This is a genomic window from Streptomyces sp. NRRL F-2580, from assembly GCF_000720115.1.
In the GTDB taxonomy this organism is placed as follows: Bacteria; Actinomycetota; Actinomycetes; order Streptomycetales; family Streptomycetaceae; genus Streptomyces.
In genome coordinates, this window is the sequence record NZ_JOIR01000071.1 from 1 (window position 1) to 16,040 (window position 16,040).

Here is a 16,040-nt window from a genome sequence, read left to right on the forward strand (position 1 = left end):
ACGAAGACGGACGCCTCACTGGTGCGCACCGTCCTGGTGGCGAATTCCTCGAACACGAAACGACCCTTTCGCTCCGGGGCCCGGTCCGCGCTACCCCACTGTCCCACCTGCCCATGAGGAGCCCCGGCACTCCGCCAACTGTCGAGCTGCCGGCACGCCCCCGCCTCTTGCAGCAGTACGGGCCGTCGCCCGGGAGGGGCGACGGCCCGTGCGCGTGCCGGTCAGCGGTGGTGGCCGCATGGGCCGGCTACGGGTGGGGCATCTCGCGCAGGCTCACTGGCACGGGGCCCGGCCTGGGCGTGGAGGCTAGCGGCGGCGGCCCCAGGTCTCGGTGTCGACGGTGCGGCCGCGGTCGTCGCGCAGGGTGGCGGTGTCGCCGTGGTTGTCCCAGACGTAGTTGCGGCGGTCCTGGAAGAGGTCGGTGCGGGTGTCGCGGCCGTTGCCGGTGTGGATGCGGATGGTGGCGCGGCCGCCGATGCGGACGTTGTCGAAGCGGTAGCGGTTTCCGTCACTGTTGCGCAGGGTCCAGCCGCGGAGGTTGATGGCGTCGCGGGTGGTGTTGGTGATCTCCACCCATTCCGCGTTCAGGGAGCGGTTGGAGCGGTCGTCGTGTCCGGGGCTGTCGGCCTGGACCCGGCTGATCTCGACCCGCGGGTGCCGCTGGTGGTGACGGTCGCCGTCGTGCGCGGCCGCCGGCAGCGCGGCGGCCGAAACGATGGCGCCGGCGGCCAGGACGGTGGCGGCGATACGGCGTGCGGAGGAAGAAGCAGAAGACATGGGTGGCGCTCCCTCAAGAACAGCGCCTCACCAGCCGAAACAGGCCGGTGAAGGCACCATCGGATTCGGCCCGAAGTGAGCCGAGGGCCACACTCTCGACCCGACACGACCCCCACGGCAGCCCCCGCCAACGCCGGTTACCAGACGTGGACATATCCGCCACAGTCGCCTGCTGGATGCACTCATTCCGCCCGAACATGCCCCTGACATTCACTGACCGCTACACCCACCCGCCCCGCAAACCGGACATCAGGGTCGACACGCTCCGGCGCACCACCGGGCGCACTCCTTCCCCGCCTCACCCGACCGGACCAGTGGATCAGGTAACAGCCGTTCTGCGGAGTTCTTCGCACGTGAGTCCGTAATTCGCACATGAATCCCGCCCTGTGGCAGGCCTCGCACCCTCGCTCGGAGCCACGTACGCCGATGCCGACCGGGTGCTGTCATCCGTCCTGCGCGGTCAGAAGGAGCATCAGGGCCTTGGAGCGGGTGGTCCCGAGCCCGGTGGCCACCGCCTCGGCGGACACCCCGCCGTCCGCCAGCACGCCGGCCGCCTCCCGCCCGACGCGGGTGGCGATCCGCTCCAGCACGCCGACGGCGCGCAGCGCGGCCAGCGGCGCGTCCGCGGCCGTGGCGGTCAGCTGCTCGGCGATCTCGACCAGCAGGGCGGCCAGCGGCTCGGGCAGCGGTACCGCCCTGTCTCGGACAAGGGACAAGTGGGCGTTCCAGTCTGCGAGCGGTCCGGTCAGGTCGACGTCCGCCTCGTACAGCGGCCGATCGCCGATCGCATCCCAGTCCAGCGGGTACTCGGCGGCACCACGCCATCCGCACGCACACACGGCCCGAAGCGCCTCGGCACGTGGCCGGCGGTGCCGGCCGTCATAGGCCGACCAGCGCGTCGTAGAGGGCACGTCCGGGCCGCTCCCGACGTCGAAATACACCGGGCCCGGCTCACCTCCGCCGACAAGGACACCCGCCGCGCCCGCTTGCGCGTCCCCGAACTCCACCGTCCACCAGTCCCACTCCACCAGCACTCCGCCCTCCGACGCGTTCCCGCCCGCCACCCTGCCCCGGCCGCGCAGCCGCGCACACCCCCGCCGGCCCAACAGCGCACGTCGTTGGACCCGCCTAGGCATGCTGACGCTCACGGGCAGCTGGGGAGCAGGGCAAAGGGCCGCCACCAGTCGAGGCGGCGGCCCTCATCTCCGGACCGTCCTACAGGGCGGGGGTGAACTCCACGTCGCTGCCGCCGCGGCCGGCCGCGATGTCCAGCAGCCGGCCACGCTCCGCCTCGTCGACCGCGAGGCCCCAGCGGAGTTTGGTCGCGGTCCACTCGGCGCCGTACCGGCACAGCGCGTCCGGGGCCGGCCTCGGCGCCGTTCCCGGCGTCAGCGAGGACCAAGTCGGACCATCGGCTTTGGGAACGCCCGGACCGGCATCCCCCATAGGCCGTCGCGCGTCCGACCGTCAGCGGCTACGAGGAACCTTAGATCGGTGGCCCGCCCGGCGTCGCCTTCGGCGCGGTCCACGCCCGCACGCACCGCTCCAGCAACGTGATCGGCCGCGCGCCCGGCACCCCCGGGGCTCTCCAACGGCCCCACACCAAGACCATCGCCAACAAGCGTGAGGTTCGGTGGACGAGATCCAGACCGGCGGCGCGCTGATGACCGACATCGGGCAGTTCGGCGCCGGAAGACGGACCCTGGCGCCGGCATGGCAGGCCCATGCCGCTACCTGTATCAGATTGTTACTGTCTAGTAAGTGACAAATTGTCTGATTTGCCGGAAGTTAATGATGTTTTAATGATCAGGTCGTCGCGAACAGAAAGTCTCTGCCGACTGACCCTCGGCAGGGGAGGACGACTCATCAAAGCTGCGTATTCAGGGGGAGTTCCGGGCGGCGCCTGGGAGCTCGGGGGGCGACGTGCTCACATGAGGCTGCTTGTGCAGCCTCAAAGAGGCATGCCTGGCATCTGTTTGGTGCCTATCGGCTTCCCGCTGCTCACCGTGCCACTCAGCTCGCTCGCGTGTGCGCCCGAAAGGCGAATGAGTGAAGCTCAACATGAAGTCTCGTTTTGTCATGGCTGCGGTTGCTGCTGCTGCGACGACGCTGGTGATGACCCCGTCGGCTTACGCCGACGGCCAGCTGCCCAACACGGGTTATGAGAACCAGTGGAGCCCGGAGGTGTGCAAGGACCCGGGTAATTCGGGGTTCAAGTTCACGCTGTACTTCAACTCCAACTTCAAGAATTCTTACCGGAACATCGGCTACAGCGTCTGGGATTTCGCCGATGAGCGCATGGGTGGGGCACCTCAGGCGGGCCTGCAGCCTTTGCGGTACTGCGTGTTCGGGGTCAGCTCACCCTGGCCGGGGTCTGGTCAGAACATCAAGAACAATGCTGCTTCGGCAACAAACCGCCATTCCTCGTATGTGGCCGACGTGTACTTCAACCGCGGCTACAAGGGTGCAGTCGATGACGTCGCCTGGGGCCGCAACCTGAATTACACGTACAACAACAACGCGTCGTTCGCCTGGCGAGGCTGACACCAGAGCACTCTCGCTGCGCGGGGTTACTGATCCCCCCGATTTCACATGGCCCCGCAGGTCTCTCACAGGGCGAGCTCTGCGGGGCCAGCGGGGCGCCCTTCCCTTCGCCCAATCAGCCGAACACAGCCCCGTAGTCCGAGAACGGTAGACCCCATGCGTTCCTTGATCCCTTCCCCGGCGAGGTCGGCAACGATCCTCACCCTCGTCGTCTTCGGTGCCGTCGCCGGCTGCTCGCCGTCGTCCACATCTGGCGGGTCCCAGCCGCTTCGCTCGGCTCCTGCTCGTGCCTTCAACGAGGCGGATCCCGCGACGTGGACGCTGCCGATGGAGGGCTACCTTCCGTCCGACGACGAGCGGAGTCAGGTGGCCAAGGCGAAGAACCTTCTCATCGGCGATTGCATGAAGAAGGCCGGGTACGGCCAGTGGCGCCCGGCACCTGAGCTCCCGAAGATGGGCCCCAAGACGCTGACCGACTGGCGTTACGGCATCCACGACGGGGAACTGGCCAAGCGGCGCGGATACAAGCCGGACGAGGCCGAGCAGGCTGCCTACGACGCAGCGGTGAACGTGGGCGCGGTCGACGGGACGTCCGCAGAGGGACCGGACGGCAAGGCGCTCCAAGTGTGCATCGGCGAAGCGCGTACCAAGCTCGGCGGAAACCCGGCCACGTACGGCGAGGAGGCACAGAAGCTGGGGAACGAGGCCTTTGCCCGGTCCAAGGAGGATTTGAAGGTGGTCGCCGCGTTCCAGGCGTGGTCGTCGTGCATGAAGGAGCAGGGCTACGACTACAAGCAGCCGTTGGACGCGAGTGACGATCAGCGTTTCGGCGGCCGGGACGTGACTGCGGAGGAGATCGCCACGGCCACGGCGGACATATCGTGCCGCAACCGTACCCATGTGGCCAAGATCTGGTGGGAGGCCGAGTCCAAGCTGCAGACCGCCGCGCTCGAGAAGAACGCCGAGACGCTGGAGAAGGCCCGCAAGGATCTCGACGCTTCGGTCAAAGCCGTGGCCGACGTACTCTCCGGCGAGAAGTAGGAGCACCGGTCCATGACGGAACCGACGGCTATGGCTGAGGCCCGCACACCGGGCGATGAAGCATCTTCACACAGGCGGGTGGCCCCGCCACGCGGGGGTCTGGTGCGCCGCCGCCGGGTCTTGATCGGTGTCGTCGCGGGAACCGTGGCCCTGACCGGGGTGGGAGCAGGCGCTGCGACCGTGCTGAAGTCGCCGGCGCAGGTCGCGGCGGAGACCGCGCCTCCTCCTGCCGACGTGTTGACGGCACCGGTGGAGAAGAGGGTGCTGTCCGCCTCGCTGGTCACCCGCGGCAAGGTCGCCGCGTCGCAGCGGATCGACGTCCTGTCGGCCGGGTTGAGTGGCGGGGACACCATCCGTGCGGTGGTGACCAAGGTCAAGGTGAACCCCGGCGACACGGTGAAGCCGGGCTCGGTCCTCGCGGAGGTCGCCGGCCGGCCGGTGCTGGCTCTGCGCGGTTCGCTGCCGGCCTACAGGAACCTGACTGCTGGCGTCGTCGGGCAGGACGTGGTGCAGCTGCAGAAGGCCCTAGCGGAACTCGGCTACCGTCGAGGCAGCGATCCCTCGGGCACCTTCGGACCCGGCACGCAGCATGCGGTCAAGTCCCTCTACGAGGCTGCCGGCTACACCGCCCCCACCACCGCCGGAACGAAAACGGACTTGGCGGGTAAGCCGGGTGCCGACAAGCCGGGCGAACCGCCGACCAGCGGTACTCCCTCCGGTGTCACGGCCGCTACTTCGACGACCGTGGTACTGCCGGCATTCGAGACCGTGTTCGTATCAGACGGGCCCGTGCGGGTCGAGTCGGTCGATGCGGTGGTGGGTGCCACGGCCGCTGAGAAGCTGATGACGATCACAGCCGGGGCACTGGGCGTCGACGGGGCGCTGGAGAGCTACCAGAAGGAATCGGTGCGGCCCGGGCAGAAGGTGGACATCTTCGCTGACAGGAGTGGTGGACGGGCCGTGGGTACGGTGGCGTCCGTGGGACCCGCGCCGGCCCCGTCGGGCAAGGAAGCCGGCGCAGCCGAAGCGGCGCAGCGGTTTCAGGTGAAGATCACTCCCGACCAGCCGCTGCCCGCCGAATTCGCGGGCCAGGACGTCCGGCTGACCATCAATGCCGCATCTTCCGACGGCGCCGTTCTGGTGGTCCCGACCGCAGCCGTCTCTTCCCAAGCGGACGGCCGTACGACACTCATCGTCGTCACCAACGGTGGGAAGCAGACCCGCGTAGAGATCCGCACTGGAATGAGCGGGGACGGGTACGTGGAAGTCACGCCCGTATCAGGCGCCCTCTCGTCCGGTGACCGAGTCGTCCTCGGCGCGGGACGGGCTCCTGCACCGAGCGGCGGCAAGCGGTGATCCAAGACCGGACGCCCCCTGTGATCCAGTTCGACGCAGTCGGGCTGACCTATCCCGGGCCCCCGCCCGTGCCCGCCCTGCTCCCCTGTGATCTGACGGTTAGGCGTGGCGAGTACGTCACCATCGTGGGGCCGTCCGGATCGGGGAAGTCCACCTTCCTCAACATCGCCGGCCTGCTGGACACGCCTACCCACGGCACCTACCTGCTGGACGGCATCGACACCACCACCATCAAGGACAAGGAACGCACCACCCTGCGCGGGTCCCGCATCGGGTTCGTCTTTCAGGCCTTCCACCTCCTGGCGCACCGCAGCGCCCGTGAGAACGTCGAGCTCGCCATGATCTACCAGCGGGTTCCCCGCTCTCAGCGGCGCGCCCGCGCCCGCGCCGCGCTGATCCGCGTGGGCCTGGGCCACCGGCTGGACGCCCTGCCCACCCGGCTCTCCGGCGGCGAGCGCCAAAGGGTTGCCATCGCCCGAGCGCTCGTCACCGAGCCCTCTCTCCTGCTGTGCGACGAACCGACCGGAAACCTTGACACCGCCACGGCGGAGTCCGTCCTCGAGCTCCTGGACCAACTCCACCGTGACGGCGCGACGATCGTTGCCATTACACATGACCCCCAGGTCGCCGCCCGTGGACAGCGCAGTGTCTCGATCCGCGACGGCCGCCTCACCGACAGGCCTGCCGAGCAGGTGACCGCATGACTGGACGCCGCCGCGGCCGTCCGCCTCGCAAGCACGACACGAAGGTCCGCCGTTCAGGACTTGCGGCACACGATCTGCTCGCCGAGGCCCTCGCCGGCGTACTCCAACGCCCGGCGCGCTCGGCCCTCACCGCGCTGGGCACCGTCCTGGGAGTCGGCGCCTTCATCGCCGTTCTCGGCCTCACGGGCACCGCCGCTTCCCAGATCGACGGCCGGTTCAGCCGACTGACCGCGACCGAAGTGACCGTTCAGGACACAGGCGGAAGCGACAGTGCCCACGTTCCGCTGTCCTTCACCCCGGACGCCGACCAGCGCATCGCAGCCTTGAACGGAGTCACGGCGGGCGGGGTCTTCTGGAAAGTGCGTCTGCGCACCGACCAGAACGTCAGCACCTCGCTGGTGTCAGCCGACGGGAGCGCCACGCGCCCGCAGGTGATGGCAGCATCGCCTGGAGCACTTCAAGCCACAGGTCCTCACATGGCACAGGGAAAGACGTTCGACGACTTCCACGACCGTGAACACCAACAGGTGGCTGTCATCGGCGCGGCGACCGCCAATCGGCTCGGCATCACCGATGTTCAAAGCCAGCCGGCCATCTTCATCGGCACCACCCCGTTCACCGTCATCGGCATCCTCAAGGACGTCGACCGCAGGCCCGACTTGCTGATGTCGGTCCTCATCCCACGCTCCACCGCCGAGCAGATCTGGGGCCCACCCGGCGACGACCGCGCAACCATGCTCATCTCCACCCGCCTCGGCGCCGCCACCCAGATCGCAGACGAGGCCGCCCTCGCCCTGCGCCCGGACCACCCGGAGTACTTCAAGGCCCTGCCGCCGCCCGACCCCAAGACCCTGAGGTCCGGCGTCGGCGGAGACCTGAGTTCTCTCTTTCTCCTCCTCGCCGCCGTATGCCTCGTCATCGGGGCGGTCGGCATCGCGAACACCACGCTGGTCGCCGTGATGGAAAGGACCGGCGAAATCGGTCTGCGCCGAGCGCTCGGCGCACGAGGACGGCACATCACCCTGCAGTTCCTCTCCGAATCCACCGCCCTCGGACTCATCGGCGGCCTGATCGGCACGTCCATCGGGACTGCAGTCGTCGTCGCGGTTTCCGCGGCCCGCCAGTGGACCCCGGTTCTGGACCCGATCACACAAGCCGCCGCCCCTGTCTTGGGCCTGGCCACTGGCCTCCTTGCGGGCCTCTACCCCGCCTGGCGGGCCTCCCGAATCCCACCGGCCGAGGCTCTGCGCCGCTAGGGGACAGCACACCTCACCCGGATACACCACACCTGCCGCTGGGGTTCCACCCCAGCGGAGGTCCATGCCGCCGGCCTGCCGCCGCTCTGGCCTGGGTTCACCCCAAGTAGCACGCGCCAAGTCCCTTGGCGCCCATCGAAAGGCTCGCTCGCAGGGCAGCGGGCGAATGTGCTTGCCCCTGTGTAGTGCGGCAATTTCTAGCTAGGAGAAATCTTGAGATTCCGTAGGAGATCCCGGACAGTCTCAGCGGCAGTGGCCGCTGGTGCGCTGTTCGCCGGACTGCTCCAGGTCACGGCCTGGGCCGATGAGAAGCCGCGACCAGCACCTGCTCCCGCGAAGCCGTTCGAAGTGCCTGCCAAGGACCGCGCCAAGGTTCTTGGCAAGGACTGGCAGAAGTCGGCGGACATAGCCTGGACGACCAGTTCCGATGCGCAGGGCTTCCACATCCTGACTGCTCGCGAAAGCGCCGGCTACTCGTGGAGCACGCTCGCTTCGCTGTCCGAACCCGGTTTCGACACCGACTCGTGGATCGGCAACGCCTGCGTCACCGGGTCGGGCAAGCGAGTTGTGGTCGTATACGCGCCGCGAACCTTTACGAACACGCCGAAGCTGATGGCGCGCGGCGCGTTCGCCGCGGTTGTGGAGCTGGAGACCGGGCACGTCACCAAGCTGCCCGTGCAGGTCTCCCTGTCCTACTACAACCCCGGCTGCGGGACCGGCGAAGAGGCCGTCCTCACACAGTCCGGTGGCGAGGACAAAGCCTCGACCCGCCTGTTCAAGCTGGACACGGTCACTGCAACGCTCTCCCAGCCCATCGAAACCACGGGGCAGGTCACCTCATCGGTACCGGCTTCCGACGGGTCTGTGGTCGGAGCCGCGGGCGCGCAAATCGTCAAGGTCGACGTCAAGGGTCACAAGACGCCCGTCGTGGCCACCGACACGGTGCCCTACCGCCTGACCCCTGACGCCGACGGCGGCCTCGTCTTCCTCGATCCGAGTCCCGCTAAGGCCGGTGCACAGGCGGCACGGGTCAAGCGCGTCGAAGCCACCCAGATCAAAAGTCCGGGCGCAAGGAAGACCGGAGCTGTTCTGCTGGCGGAGGGGCCTCTGGCCGATACCGGTCTGACGCGAAACGCCGGCATGGTCTACCTGACGGGCAAGGCCAAGCCGGTCTCCGGCAAGAAACTGCCCAAGACCGTGCGGCACCTCAACAGCACGCCCAAGGACGCCAAGATCTCCACCCGGGGCGAGGCTGTCTTGACAGGAACCACCTGGGCAGACGGCCAAGGCGCCCTTGTATACGGTGCGGACCCGTCCGCCGGGCGCCCCGTCCAAGTCCAGATGACAGTCCTCGACAGCGGAGACGCGACCGCGTTCACCGTGAGCCCGGACCAGCGGACCAGCCCGCGGATCCAAGAAGGACGCGAACGCACCCCCGCGCTGAAGGCTCCCAAGGCCGACGGCGCGACGGTACCGAAGGCGCAGCCCAAGTCGGCAAGCCCGACCTCCGAGGCCCCCGGAGCGCAGGCTCTCGCCGCCGGAACGCCCACCGAGGTCGTCGAATCCGAGCGTGTGTGCTCCGTTCCGCGCAACGACCCCCGCAATCAGGCGATGCAGCCCAAGCCCCGCCAGGTTGAATGGGCCGTCAACCAGGCCATCCGCGGAAATCTCAACGCGCACATCAGCCGTCCCGCGAACTGGAAGAACCTGGGCATGCCGGCCTACCAGCCGCAGACCCTGTTCCCCTACCCGTCCGATCTGCTTGGTGGGGCCACGGTGCCCGCACAGGTGATGCTCGGCATCACCGCCCAGGAATCAAACATGTGGCAGGCCTCGCGCGTCGCCGTCCCCGGTGTCACGGCCAATCCACTCATCGGCAACTATTACGGCATCGACCTCTACGACGGCAACCCACTCAACGACTGGGACGTCAACTGGGCCGAAGCCGACTGCGGCTACGGCATCACACAGGTGACCGACCACATGCGTCTGGCCGGACGCGAAGACGGCAAGGGCGGTGCTGCCTGGGACTACCAGAAGCAGCGCGCCGTCGCGCTCGACTACACCGTCAATGTGGCGGCCGGTCTGCAGATACTCGCGGATAAGTGGCGACAGACCAGTAGCGCAGGCTTGAAGGTCAACAACGGCAACTCGGCCAAGCTGGAGAACTGGACCTTCGCCCTGTGGGCCTACAACTCGGGCTTCTACCCTGACAAGGGAGACAGCTCGCCCTGGGGTCTGGGCTGGGCGAACAACCCCGCCAACCCCGAATGGGACGCCGGCCGGTCCCCCTTCATGGAAGACTCGGCAGGCAACGAGGAAGCCGCGGATGCTGCGCATCCTCAGCACTGGCCGTACCAGGAGAAGGTCCTCGGCTTCGCGGCACACCCGCCGGCCTTCCTCGAGTCCCCGGGCAAGATGGTCCCCGCCTTCATCGCAGCCTCGTGGAACGGCAAAGAGGGCGGAGCCAGCATCGAGGGCTCAGCAGTCCAGAACCGTGCCAAGGCCAAGCCCCCGGAGGACCTCTTCTGCACCCCTCTCGACAACAGCTGCGACCCGAGCAAGATCGGTGACGGCGCCTCGAACGAGACGGGTTCAGGCCCCTGCATACGTGACGTGGACTACAAGTGCTGGTGGCACAAGTCCGTGCAGTGGAAGAACGACTGCAACTTCTCGTGCGGAAACGACTTCACCCGCTTCCCTGTCAGCTGGGCCGAGGAAGCCGACGGCACTGCCTACCCGCCGAACTGCACCACCAGCGGCCTGCCCGCCGGAGCCCTCATAGTCGACGATGTAGCGCAGGGGACTCCTGTCGTCCGATCAGGATGCCCCAACAGTTCCTGGACCAACCAGGGCACCTTCACTTTCGATTTCGGAAAGGGAGAAACGGCCTGCTCGCTGTGCTACGTGAAATGGCCGGCAAAGGTCGACCTTCACCAGCTCGGTGCCGGTTTCGGCGGTCACTTCTACTTCGGCCACACCCGGAAGGCTGATGCCAAGGGCGAGCGCCTGAAGATCACCGGCACATGGAAGCTGAATACGCCGTTGGCCCAACGAGACGCCCGGGTCTGGGTGCACCTGCCTGACCACGGCGCCCAGACCAAGCAGGCGAAGTACGAGATCAAGACAGCTGAAGGCTGGGTCTCCAAGCAGGTCTCCCAGCCCGGAAGCGGCAACCGGTGGGTGGACATCGGCATCTACCGCTTCGAAGGCAACCCTGAGGTCCGCCTGTCGTCGATCACTGGTGACGGGACCGGCGACCAGGACATTGCCTTCGATGCAGTGGCATTCCAGGGGGGCGACTTCTCTCAGATTCCGGAGATCCGCTTCCCCGACCCGGACCCCAACGCACCGGAACCTGAGGCCGTCGAACCGCCGGTAATCATTCCCGGCAACTTCCTCGACCTGAACGCGTCGGCGAACCGCAGCGCACCCGCGGCGAAGTCTTCGCTGTCGAGCCCCAGCGGAATCGGTCCCAAGGCTTCAAAGGAGTGCCGGACGGTCAACGAGGCCAAGCAGGAGGTGATCTGCATGGGCCCGGCCCCCATCACTCCGGAACCGGCCGACAAGCAGTGGGGGCGGAAGGGAGCCGAGGCTCCGGCGGCTGACGCCAGCGCCAGGGCAGCCGGCAGTGCAGGTGACACCGTTGCATGCTCGCTGGCCCAAGCCTCTGTCTCCTACAAGAGGACGCATGCGTGCATGACCGGTCAGCTCATCCTTGAGCGGATCACTGCCGGTCGACCCACAGGCCAGGCTATATGGGATTACCGACATGAAATCCAGCTCAACCTCAAGACTGCGGTGATCCAGCAGACTGTCTCTTTTGACATGAAATCGACTGCCGGTATCAAGGCTGTCAAGCTCGACATGGACTTCGACTGCCTCGGTGCCTGCCAGAGTGAACCTACGCAGTGGACGAACAGCCAGACCTGGCAAACCGGCGATCGGCACACGCTCAGTGGGTTCAAGGAGATGAAGTGGACCGGAACCTCCGGCCACAGTGACGTTTACCCCAGCTGGACTTTCAAGGGGACGATGGACAGCGGCGCCGCCACTCCCATCAAGCGCGACAAATCAGAGCTCAACATTCGCTGCGACCTTGAAGCGAAGAACACCGACGGAAAGCCCGGCTGTGTGTTCTCGCGCTACATCCCCACCTATGTCGTCGGCACGGCGGAAAACCCGTCGGCGGCGGCGTTCTACTGGATAATCCAGCAGAAGCTGCCCTCTCACCCTGGGAGCCGCGAGCACAAGAAGCCGCTCACCTATCTGGCAGACTCGAAGCAGGCGGACTACAACCGCAACAAAGTGGTCTGCAACAAGTACGGCGATGGCAAGTTCCTGAAGCATCCGGACTCGGGAGTGACCAAGCCCGGTGGGCCGAGTTGTGACGAGTACCCGTTTGCAGCTTCCTACCAGAGTGGTGCCATGCCGGTGGCCACTGGTGGTGGTGGCCTGACACTCGGCACGGGCTGCCTCCAGCTGTACGCGAAGAAGCCCGCGGCTGGCGAGCAATGGACGCTGAAGGAGGACACCCGCTACGCGCGTGCCAACACGTGGAAGGAGCCTTGCGGGCGGGCTTCTCTGCCCGGGGACGAGAACAGTGGTGCAGCCAACCGGATCGGCCTCCACTTCGTTCCCAACAACCGCATCATCGACAAGGACGCCTACTATCTGCTGGCCCCTGGATTCGAGGAATGCACTGATCTAACGAAGATCTGCTGGGTTCGCACCCGCTAGGGTTCAAGAGCATCAGCTGGGGCCGGGGTTGTTCTCCCGGCCCCAGCGCGTTTATGTGGAAGTGAACGCGAGGGCCGGGAAAGGATCGCTTCGCAGGGAGGCCCGCGGCAGGTCGACCCCAAAATGCTGCTCCACCAACTTCAGCAGGAGCACCTCGGAGCTTTCTTCGGCGGTCCCTTCCGGAACGCCGGCCGCAACCAGTCCCGCGGCCACGAGATCGGACGCGAACGTCCGAGGGGTGGACTCGTCGACAACCTCCTGGGCGTCCGACGGTTCGAAGAACGCCACGATCTCCCCGGCCACGGCGTGCATGAACCACACTGGGGGCATGCCGCTGTTGAGTACAGCGATGCACTCTGTTCCCATCGATACCCGGCGCGCGGTCCTGGCTTCCATGCCCTCGGCGCTCCACTGTTCCAGGGAGAACGCCCAATTTCCGCTGGTGCCGAGGCGTGCGACGGGCGCCTTGTCCATGGAGTGCTCGAATGCCTCGCCCGAGGTCATCGGAGACATCACCGCCTGAGCGTCGTACCCCAGACGGGCAACGAGTTCGTTCACTTCGATCCCACGGACGAGCAACAGACAGTAGGCGTCACAGTCCTCCGGCAGCCAGTGAATTCCGTCCATGAATCCTCCCGTGTCCTGAGCTTTCAGTGACGTGCCCGATGGCAGGTCCACGGTGGGGCCAGGGCATCCATTCCCGAACAGATTTCATCGTCGGAGCGCCACAGATACCCGCTGATCATACGACCACGGCCTGCGAAAGTGTCGCCCTACCCGCGATTCACGCTCGGCCGCCAGCAGAGCTGGCCTGCCAACGGCGTTGAGCCCCGCGTTGGACGTGGCGCGCCCGCGTAGAGCGGCCGTGGTGTCGGCGATGCACAGCAACTCGTCGGCGACCGCGCGGACACCTTTGGCCCAGCCGTTCTTCGCCGGCGGGTTCGATGCCGAGGACCTGCTGGCTCATCCACTGCCGCACCCCGGTGAGCTGGTCCCAGCCGTGCCGGACCGAAGTGACCCACCGTCCGAGGTCCTCGCCCTGGCGCACGACCTCGCCTGCCTTGGTCGGCAGACCTTCGCCAGCGTCGAGGTGCAGCCGGACGAGGCTGGCCGCTATCGTCGCCAGATGCCTGAAGCTCCCGAGAAGTTCGACACCGCAATGACCACTTGGCAGGAATGGCAGGACGCCCCCTGGGGTCGTCTGCGTTACGCGATCGCCGAGGCGAACCTGGTCCGCGATCTGGATGGCCTGCCCCATGTGCGCCCCCTGGGCGGTCGGCGGGTGAAGCCTGCCTCGTGGGCACTGGAACGCCGGCGACATCCCGGCCGACGGCTGCAACACCCGCCAGGAGGTCCTCCTGGCCGAGGCGGTCGTGTACCCGGAGATCGGTCCGGGCTGCACGCTGACCGGCGGCGTGTGGTCCCACACCTCCGCACCGGCGGACGGGGAGGCAGCGGGACCGCTCCCATGCCCCGAACTCCCCGACACGAGCGGCCGGCTCGGACGGCCGACCCCGGCTTGGCGTGGCGAGAGCTCATCCACATCGTCCATACTCCCGACGGTGAACTCCTCCTGGGTGTCGGCGTAGCCGAGCACGGTTCTCGTTGCCGGACGCGCGGGCGTCAGGGGCTTGAAGGTGCTGGCCGAGAGATCCGGCGTCGAGGACTCGGAGGACTCCCTTTCCGCTTCCGCGCTCGTGACCTGCGTTGACACGACGGAAACGGCGTCTTCGAGCTGGTTGTCGGATCCGGCGGGGGGTCTCTTCGAGGAGGGTCTTGTTCTGACGGCGCAGGACCTCGACCTCCCGCTGCACGAGGAGGACCTGGTCGTGCTGCGCGGTGAGCTCGGCCTCCAGGCCGCGCGTGTAGGACTGCGCGTCCCGCAACTGCTTGTCCTGCCGCTCCACACGCCCTTCCAGGACGGCCCATCCGGCCTCCGCGTGACGGGCCTGCTCCAACGCCTGCTCCAGCTCGACGGCCAACTGCTCCGCACGTTGCTTGAGCACGGTCAGTTCCGCCTCGCCGGCTTGCTTCTCTTCCCGTATCCGCAGGAGTTCCTCTTTGAGGTGGGCCAGCTGGACCGCCGGCGACCGACTCGCCTCGTGGGCCCGCCCGCACAGGCGCGTCAACTCCTCCCGCACGCCGGCGGCCAGGGGCAGGCCACGTTCCGCGAGGAATGTGTCCAGCGCCGCGATGAAGTGGTGGGGGGCGACCCGCTCGCTGCTCAGGTACCGCGAGAGGGTGGCAGGGGCGATATGCGCGCCGACCGCGATCTCCTTCTGCGTCCCGCCCCGAGCGGTGAAGCCGTGGACCGCGGCACGTAACCCGGCCGCGTACGCGGCCGCTGCCGACCCCGCGTTCTTCGGTTCGTCCATCCCCGTGCCCCCCTCGACCGTGCCGCGCGTGCGCTCTGGCGCCGACCCGGATTCAACGATTGTCACGCACCGGTACGCGGCGTGAAAGCCCGTTCCGGCCAGCGGTGCTGACCTGCCGTTACCAGTTGTCCGGGAAGCGCTGTTCCCACTGCCGCACCGATCCGCCCGGGTCGACGCTCGATCTGTGGCCGCATCCGGCACCACATACGAGCAGAAACGAGGCATGACGGTGACCATGCTCCAGAACCTGCTGACAGGCTTCCTGACAGCATTGACCAGTGGCCTTGCCGCCACCCTGCCCACCTCACTCCAGAGCCCCGCCATACTCCTCGGCCTGGCCACCCTCACGGTCCCCGCACTGCGCGCCGTGTTGCGATACCGGCTCCAGGCCAAGGCCGTCGACAAGGCCGCCACACACGATCTCCCCGCCCTCTTCAACGCCTTCGGCGCCGCTGAAGCCGACCCGGCCGACCAGCAGCCGCCGCCACCCGCCACCGAGCCGTAACGGCCGACGGACTGCCCGTCCCCGCGGACGGCTCTATCCGTTGCTGTTAGGCGGGCGATCGACCAGAGACAGGGTCTGCGGGTTCATGCCTGCCCCTGCACATGACCGGGGCGGTACTCACGGACGTCGTCGGCCGGTGGCACTGCGGCCCGCCCGTCACGGGAGCGCACCACTTCCCTCAGCGGCCGCCAGCCGCCCCAGGGGTAGGGGAGTTCCGCCGAATTTTCCGATCTTGCCCCCGGCACCCCAGGCTTAACCCCCTCTGCTGGCCGGCTCGGCGGTGTTCGGCGTGACCTGGCCGCGTTGGGCATGGCATGGAGATGGAGCGGTTGCGGGCCCCGGTCGCGGTGACGTACGTCCGGTGCGCGCAGTGCGGGGCACTCGGTGAGATCGTCCTCGAGGGCGGGCGGCTGGACCTGGCGATGGCCCGGGCCGGCGCTCACGTCCGCGAGATGCACCCGGGTGTGAACGTCCCCGAGGCGCTCCGGCTCGTGCCGACTCGCCTGCCCGCCGGCGGACTGTTCCGACGTCGCCGACCGAGTCGCGCAGTACAACGCCTGAAACTACGGGACGCAAACCAGCGGCCCGGGGTGACGAGACGGCTGTGGGGCGGCCTCACGGGGCCGCCCTACCTGGTTCGCCGGGATGGGCTGTCGTGATCTCTTCAGAACGAGACGTCGATGTAGTCGATGTCGGTGAATTCGACTTCGAGCTGGTCGGCGCGGGTTCCGCCGTCTTTGAA

At 67.5% G+C, this 16,040-nt stretch carries 12 protein-coding genes; 7 read left to right on the forward strand and 5 right to left on the reverse strand.

Features of this window, described 5'->3' with window-relative positions; all coding sequences use genetic code 11:
• Positions 1 to 306: 306 nt before the first annotated feature.
• The 3 genes from IF88_RS0138650 to IF88_RS0138660 all read right to left on the reverse strand — a co-directional run bounded on the left by IF88_RS0138650 (position 307) and on the right by IF88_RS0138660 (position 2,223).
• Positions 307 to 777, reverse strand: coding sequence for a lamin tail domain-containing protein (locus tag IF88_RS0138650; RefSeq protein WP_030723839.1), 471 nt, complete (start codon positions 775 to 777; stop codon positions 307 to 309).
• Between the two features lie 443 nt (positions 778 to 1,220).
• On the reverse strand, positions 1,221 to 1,811 hold the full coding sequence (locus IF88_RS0138655) for a hypothetical protein (protein WP_051838304.1): 591 nt from the start codon (positions 1,809 to 1,811) through the stop codon (positions 1,221 to 1,223).
• A gap of 181 nt (positions 1,812 to 1,992) precedes the next feature.
• A complete protein-coding gene (locus tag IF88_RS0138660) occupies positions 1,993 to 2,223 on the reverse strand; it encodes a hypothetical protein (protein WP_030723846.1) in 231 nt (76 codons plus the stop codon).
• A gap of 603 nt (positions 2,224 to 2,826) precedes the next feature.
• Between IF88_RS0138660 and IF88_RS0138665 the strand changes: the two genes are divergently transcribed.
• From IF88_RS0138665 to IF88_RS41680, 6 genes are all read left to right on the forward strand, one after another.
• Positions 2,827 to 3,321 carry a hypothetical protein gene (locus IF88_RS0138665; RefSeq protein ID WP_158754879.1) on the forward strand — a complete coding sequence of 165 codons (495 nt, stop codon included), beginning with the start codon at positions 2,827 to 2,829 and terminating at the stop codon, positions 3,319 to 3,321.
• Positions 3,322 to 3,486: 165 nt separating this feature from the next.
• The gene (locus IF88_RS0138670) at positions 3,487 to 4,362 is read left to right on the forward strand and encodes a hypothetical protein (RefSeq protein ID WP_420711037.1); all 876 of its coding nucleotides are present in this window, start codon (positions 3,487 to 3,489) and stop codon (positions 4,360 to 4,362) included.
• 12 nt (positions 4,363 to 4,374) lie between these two features.
• The gene (locus IF88_RS0138675) at positions 4,375 to 5,718 is read left to right on the forward strand and encodes a peptidoglycan-binding protein (RefSeq protein ID WP_078893421.1); all 1,344 of its coding nucleotides are present in this window, start codon (positions 4,375 to 4,377) and stop codon (positions 5,716 to 5,718) included.
• Positions 5,719 to 5,738: 20 nt separating this feature from the next.
• Positions 5,739 to 6,422: an ABC transporter ATP-binding protein gene (locus IF88_RS0138680; RefSeq protein ID WP_234323865.1), complete on the forward strand. Its 684-nt coding sequence runs from the start codon at positions 5,739 to 5,741 to the stop codon at positions 6,420 to 6,422.
• Positions 6,419 to 7,678 carry an ABC transporter permease gene (locus IF88_RS0138685; protein ID WP_030723867.1) on the forward strand — a complete coding sequence of 420 codons (1,260 nt, stop codon included), beginning with the start codon at positions 6,419 to 6,421 and terminating at the stop codon, positions 7,676 to 7,678. The genes IF88_RS0138680 and IF88_RS0138685 overlap by 4 nt, the downstream gene beginning before the upstream one ends.
• A gap of 252 nt (positions 7,679 to 7,930) precedes the next feature.
• Positions 7,931 to 12,418 carry a hypothetical protein gene (locus IF88_RS41680; RefSeq protein ID WP_051838310.1) on the forward strand — a complete coding sequence of 1,496 codons (4,488 nt, stop codon included), beginning with the start codon at positions 7,931 to 7,933 and terminating at the stop codon, positions 12,416 to 12,418.
• Between the two features lie 51 nt (positions 12,419 to 12,469).
• Here IF88_RS41680 and IF88_RS0138695 read toward each other — a convergent pair whose 3' ends face one another.
• Both IF88_RS0138695 and IF88_RS47070 read right to left on the reverse strand, forming a co-directional pair.
• Complete coding sequence (locus IF88_RS0138695; protein WP_030723874.1) at positions 12,470 to 13,045, reverse strand: DUF6461 domain-containing protein; 576 nt, start codon at positions 13,043 to 13,045, stop codon at positions 12,470 to 12,472.
• Between the two features lie 908 nt (positions 13,046 to 13,953).
• Positions 13,954 to 14,793: a hypothetical protein gene (locus IF88_RS47070; RefSeq protein WP_158754881.1), complete on the reverse strand. Its 840-nt coding sequence runs from the start codon at positions 14,791 to 14,793 to the stop codon at positions 13,954 to 13,956.
• A gap of 223 nt (positions 14,794 to 15,016) precedes the next feature.
• On the opposite strand from IF88_RS47070, the gene IF88_RS0138710 reads away from it, so the two are divergent.
• Positions 15,017 to 15,298, forward strand: coding sequence for a hypothetical protein (locus tag IF88_RS0138710; protein ID WP_030723888.1), 282 nt, complete (start codon positions 15,017 to 15,019; stop codon positions 15,296 to 15,298).
• Positions 15,299 to 16,040: the final 742 nt, after the last annotated feature.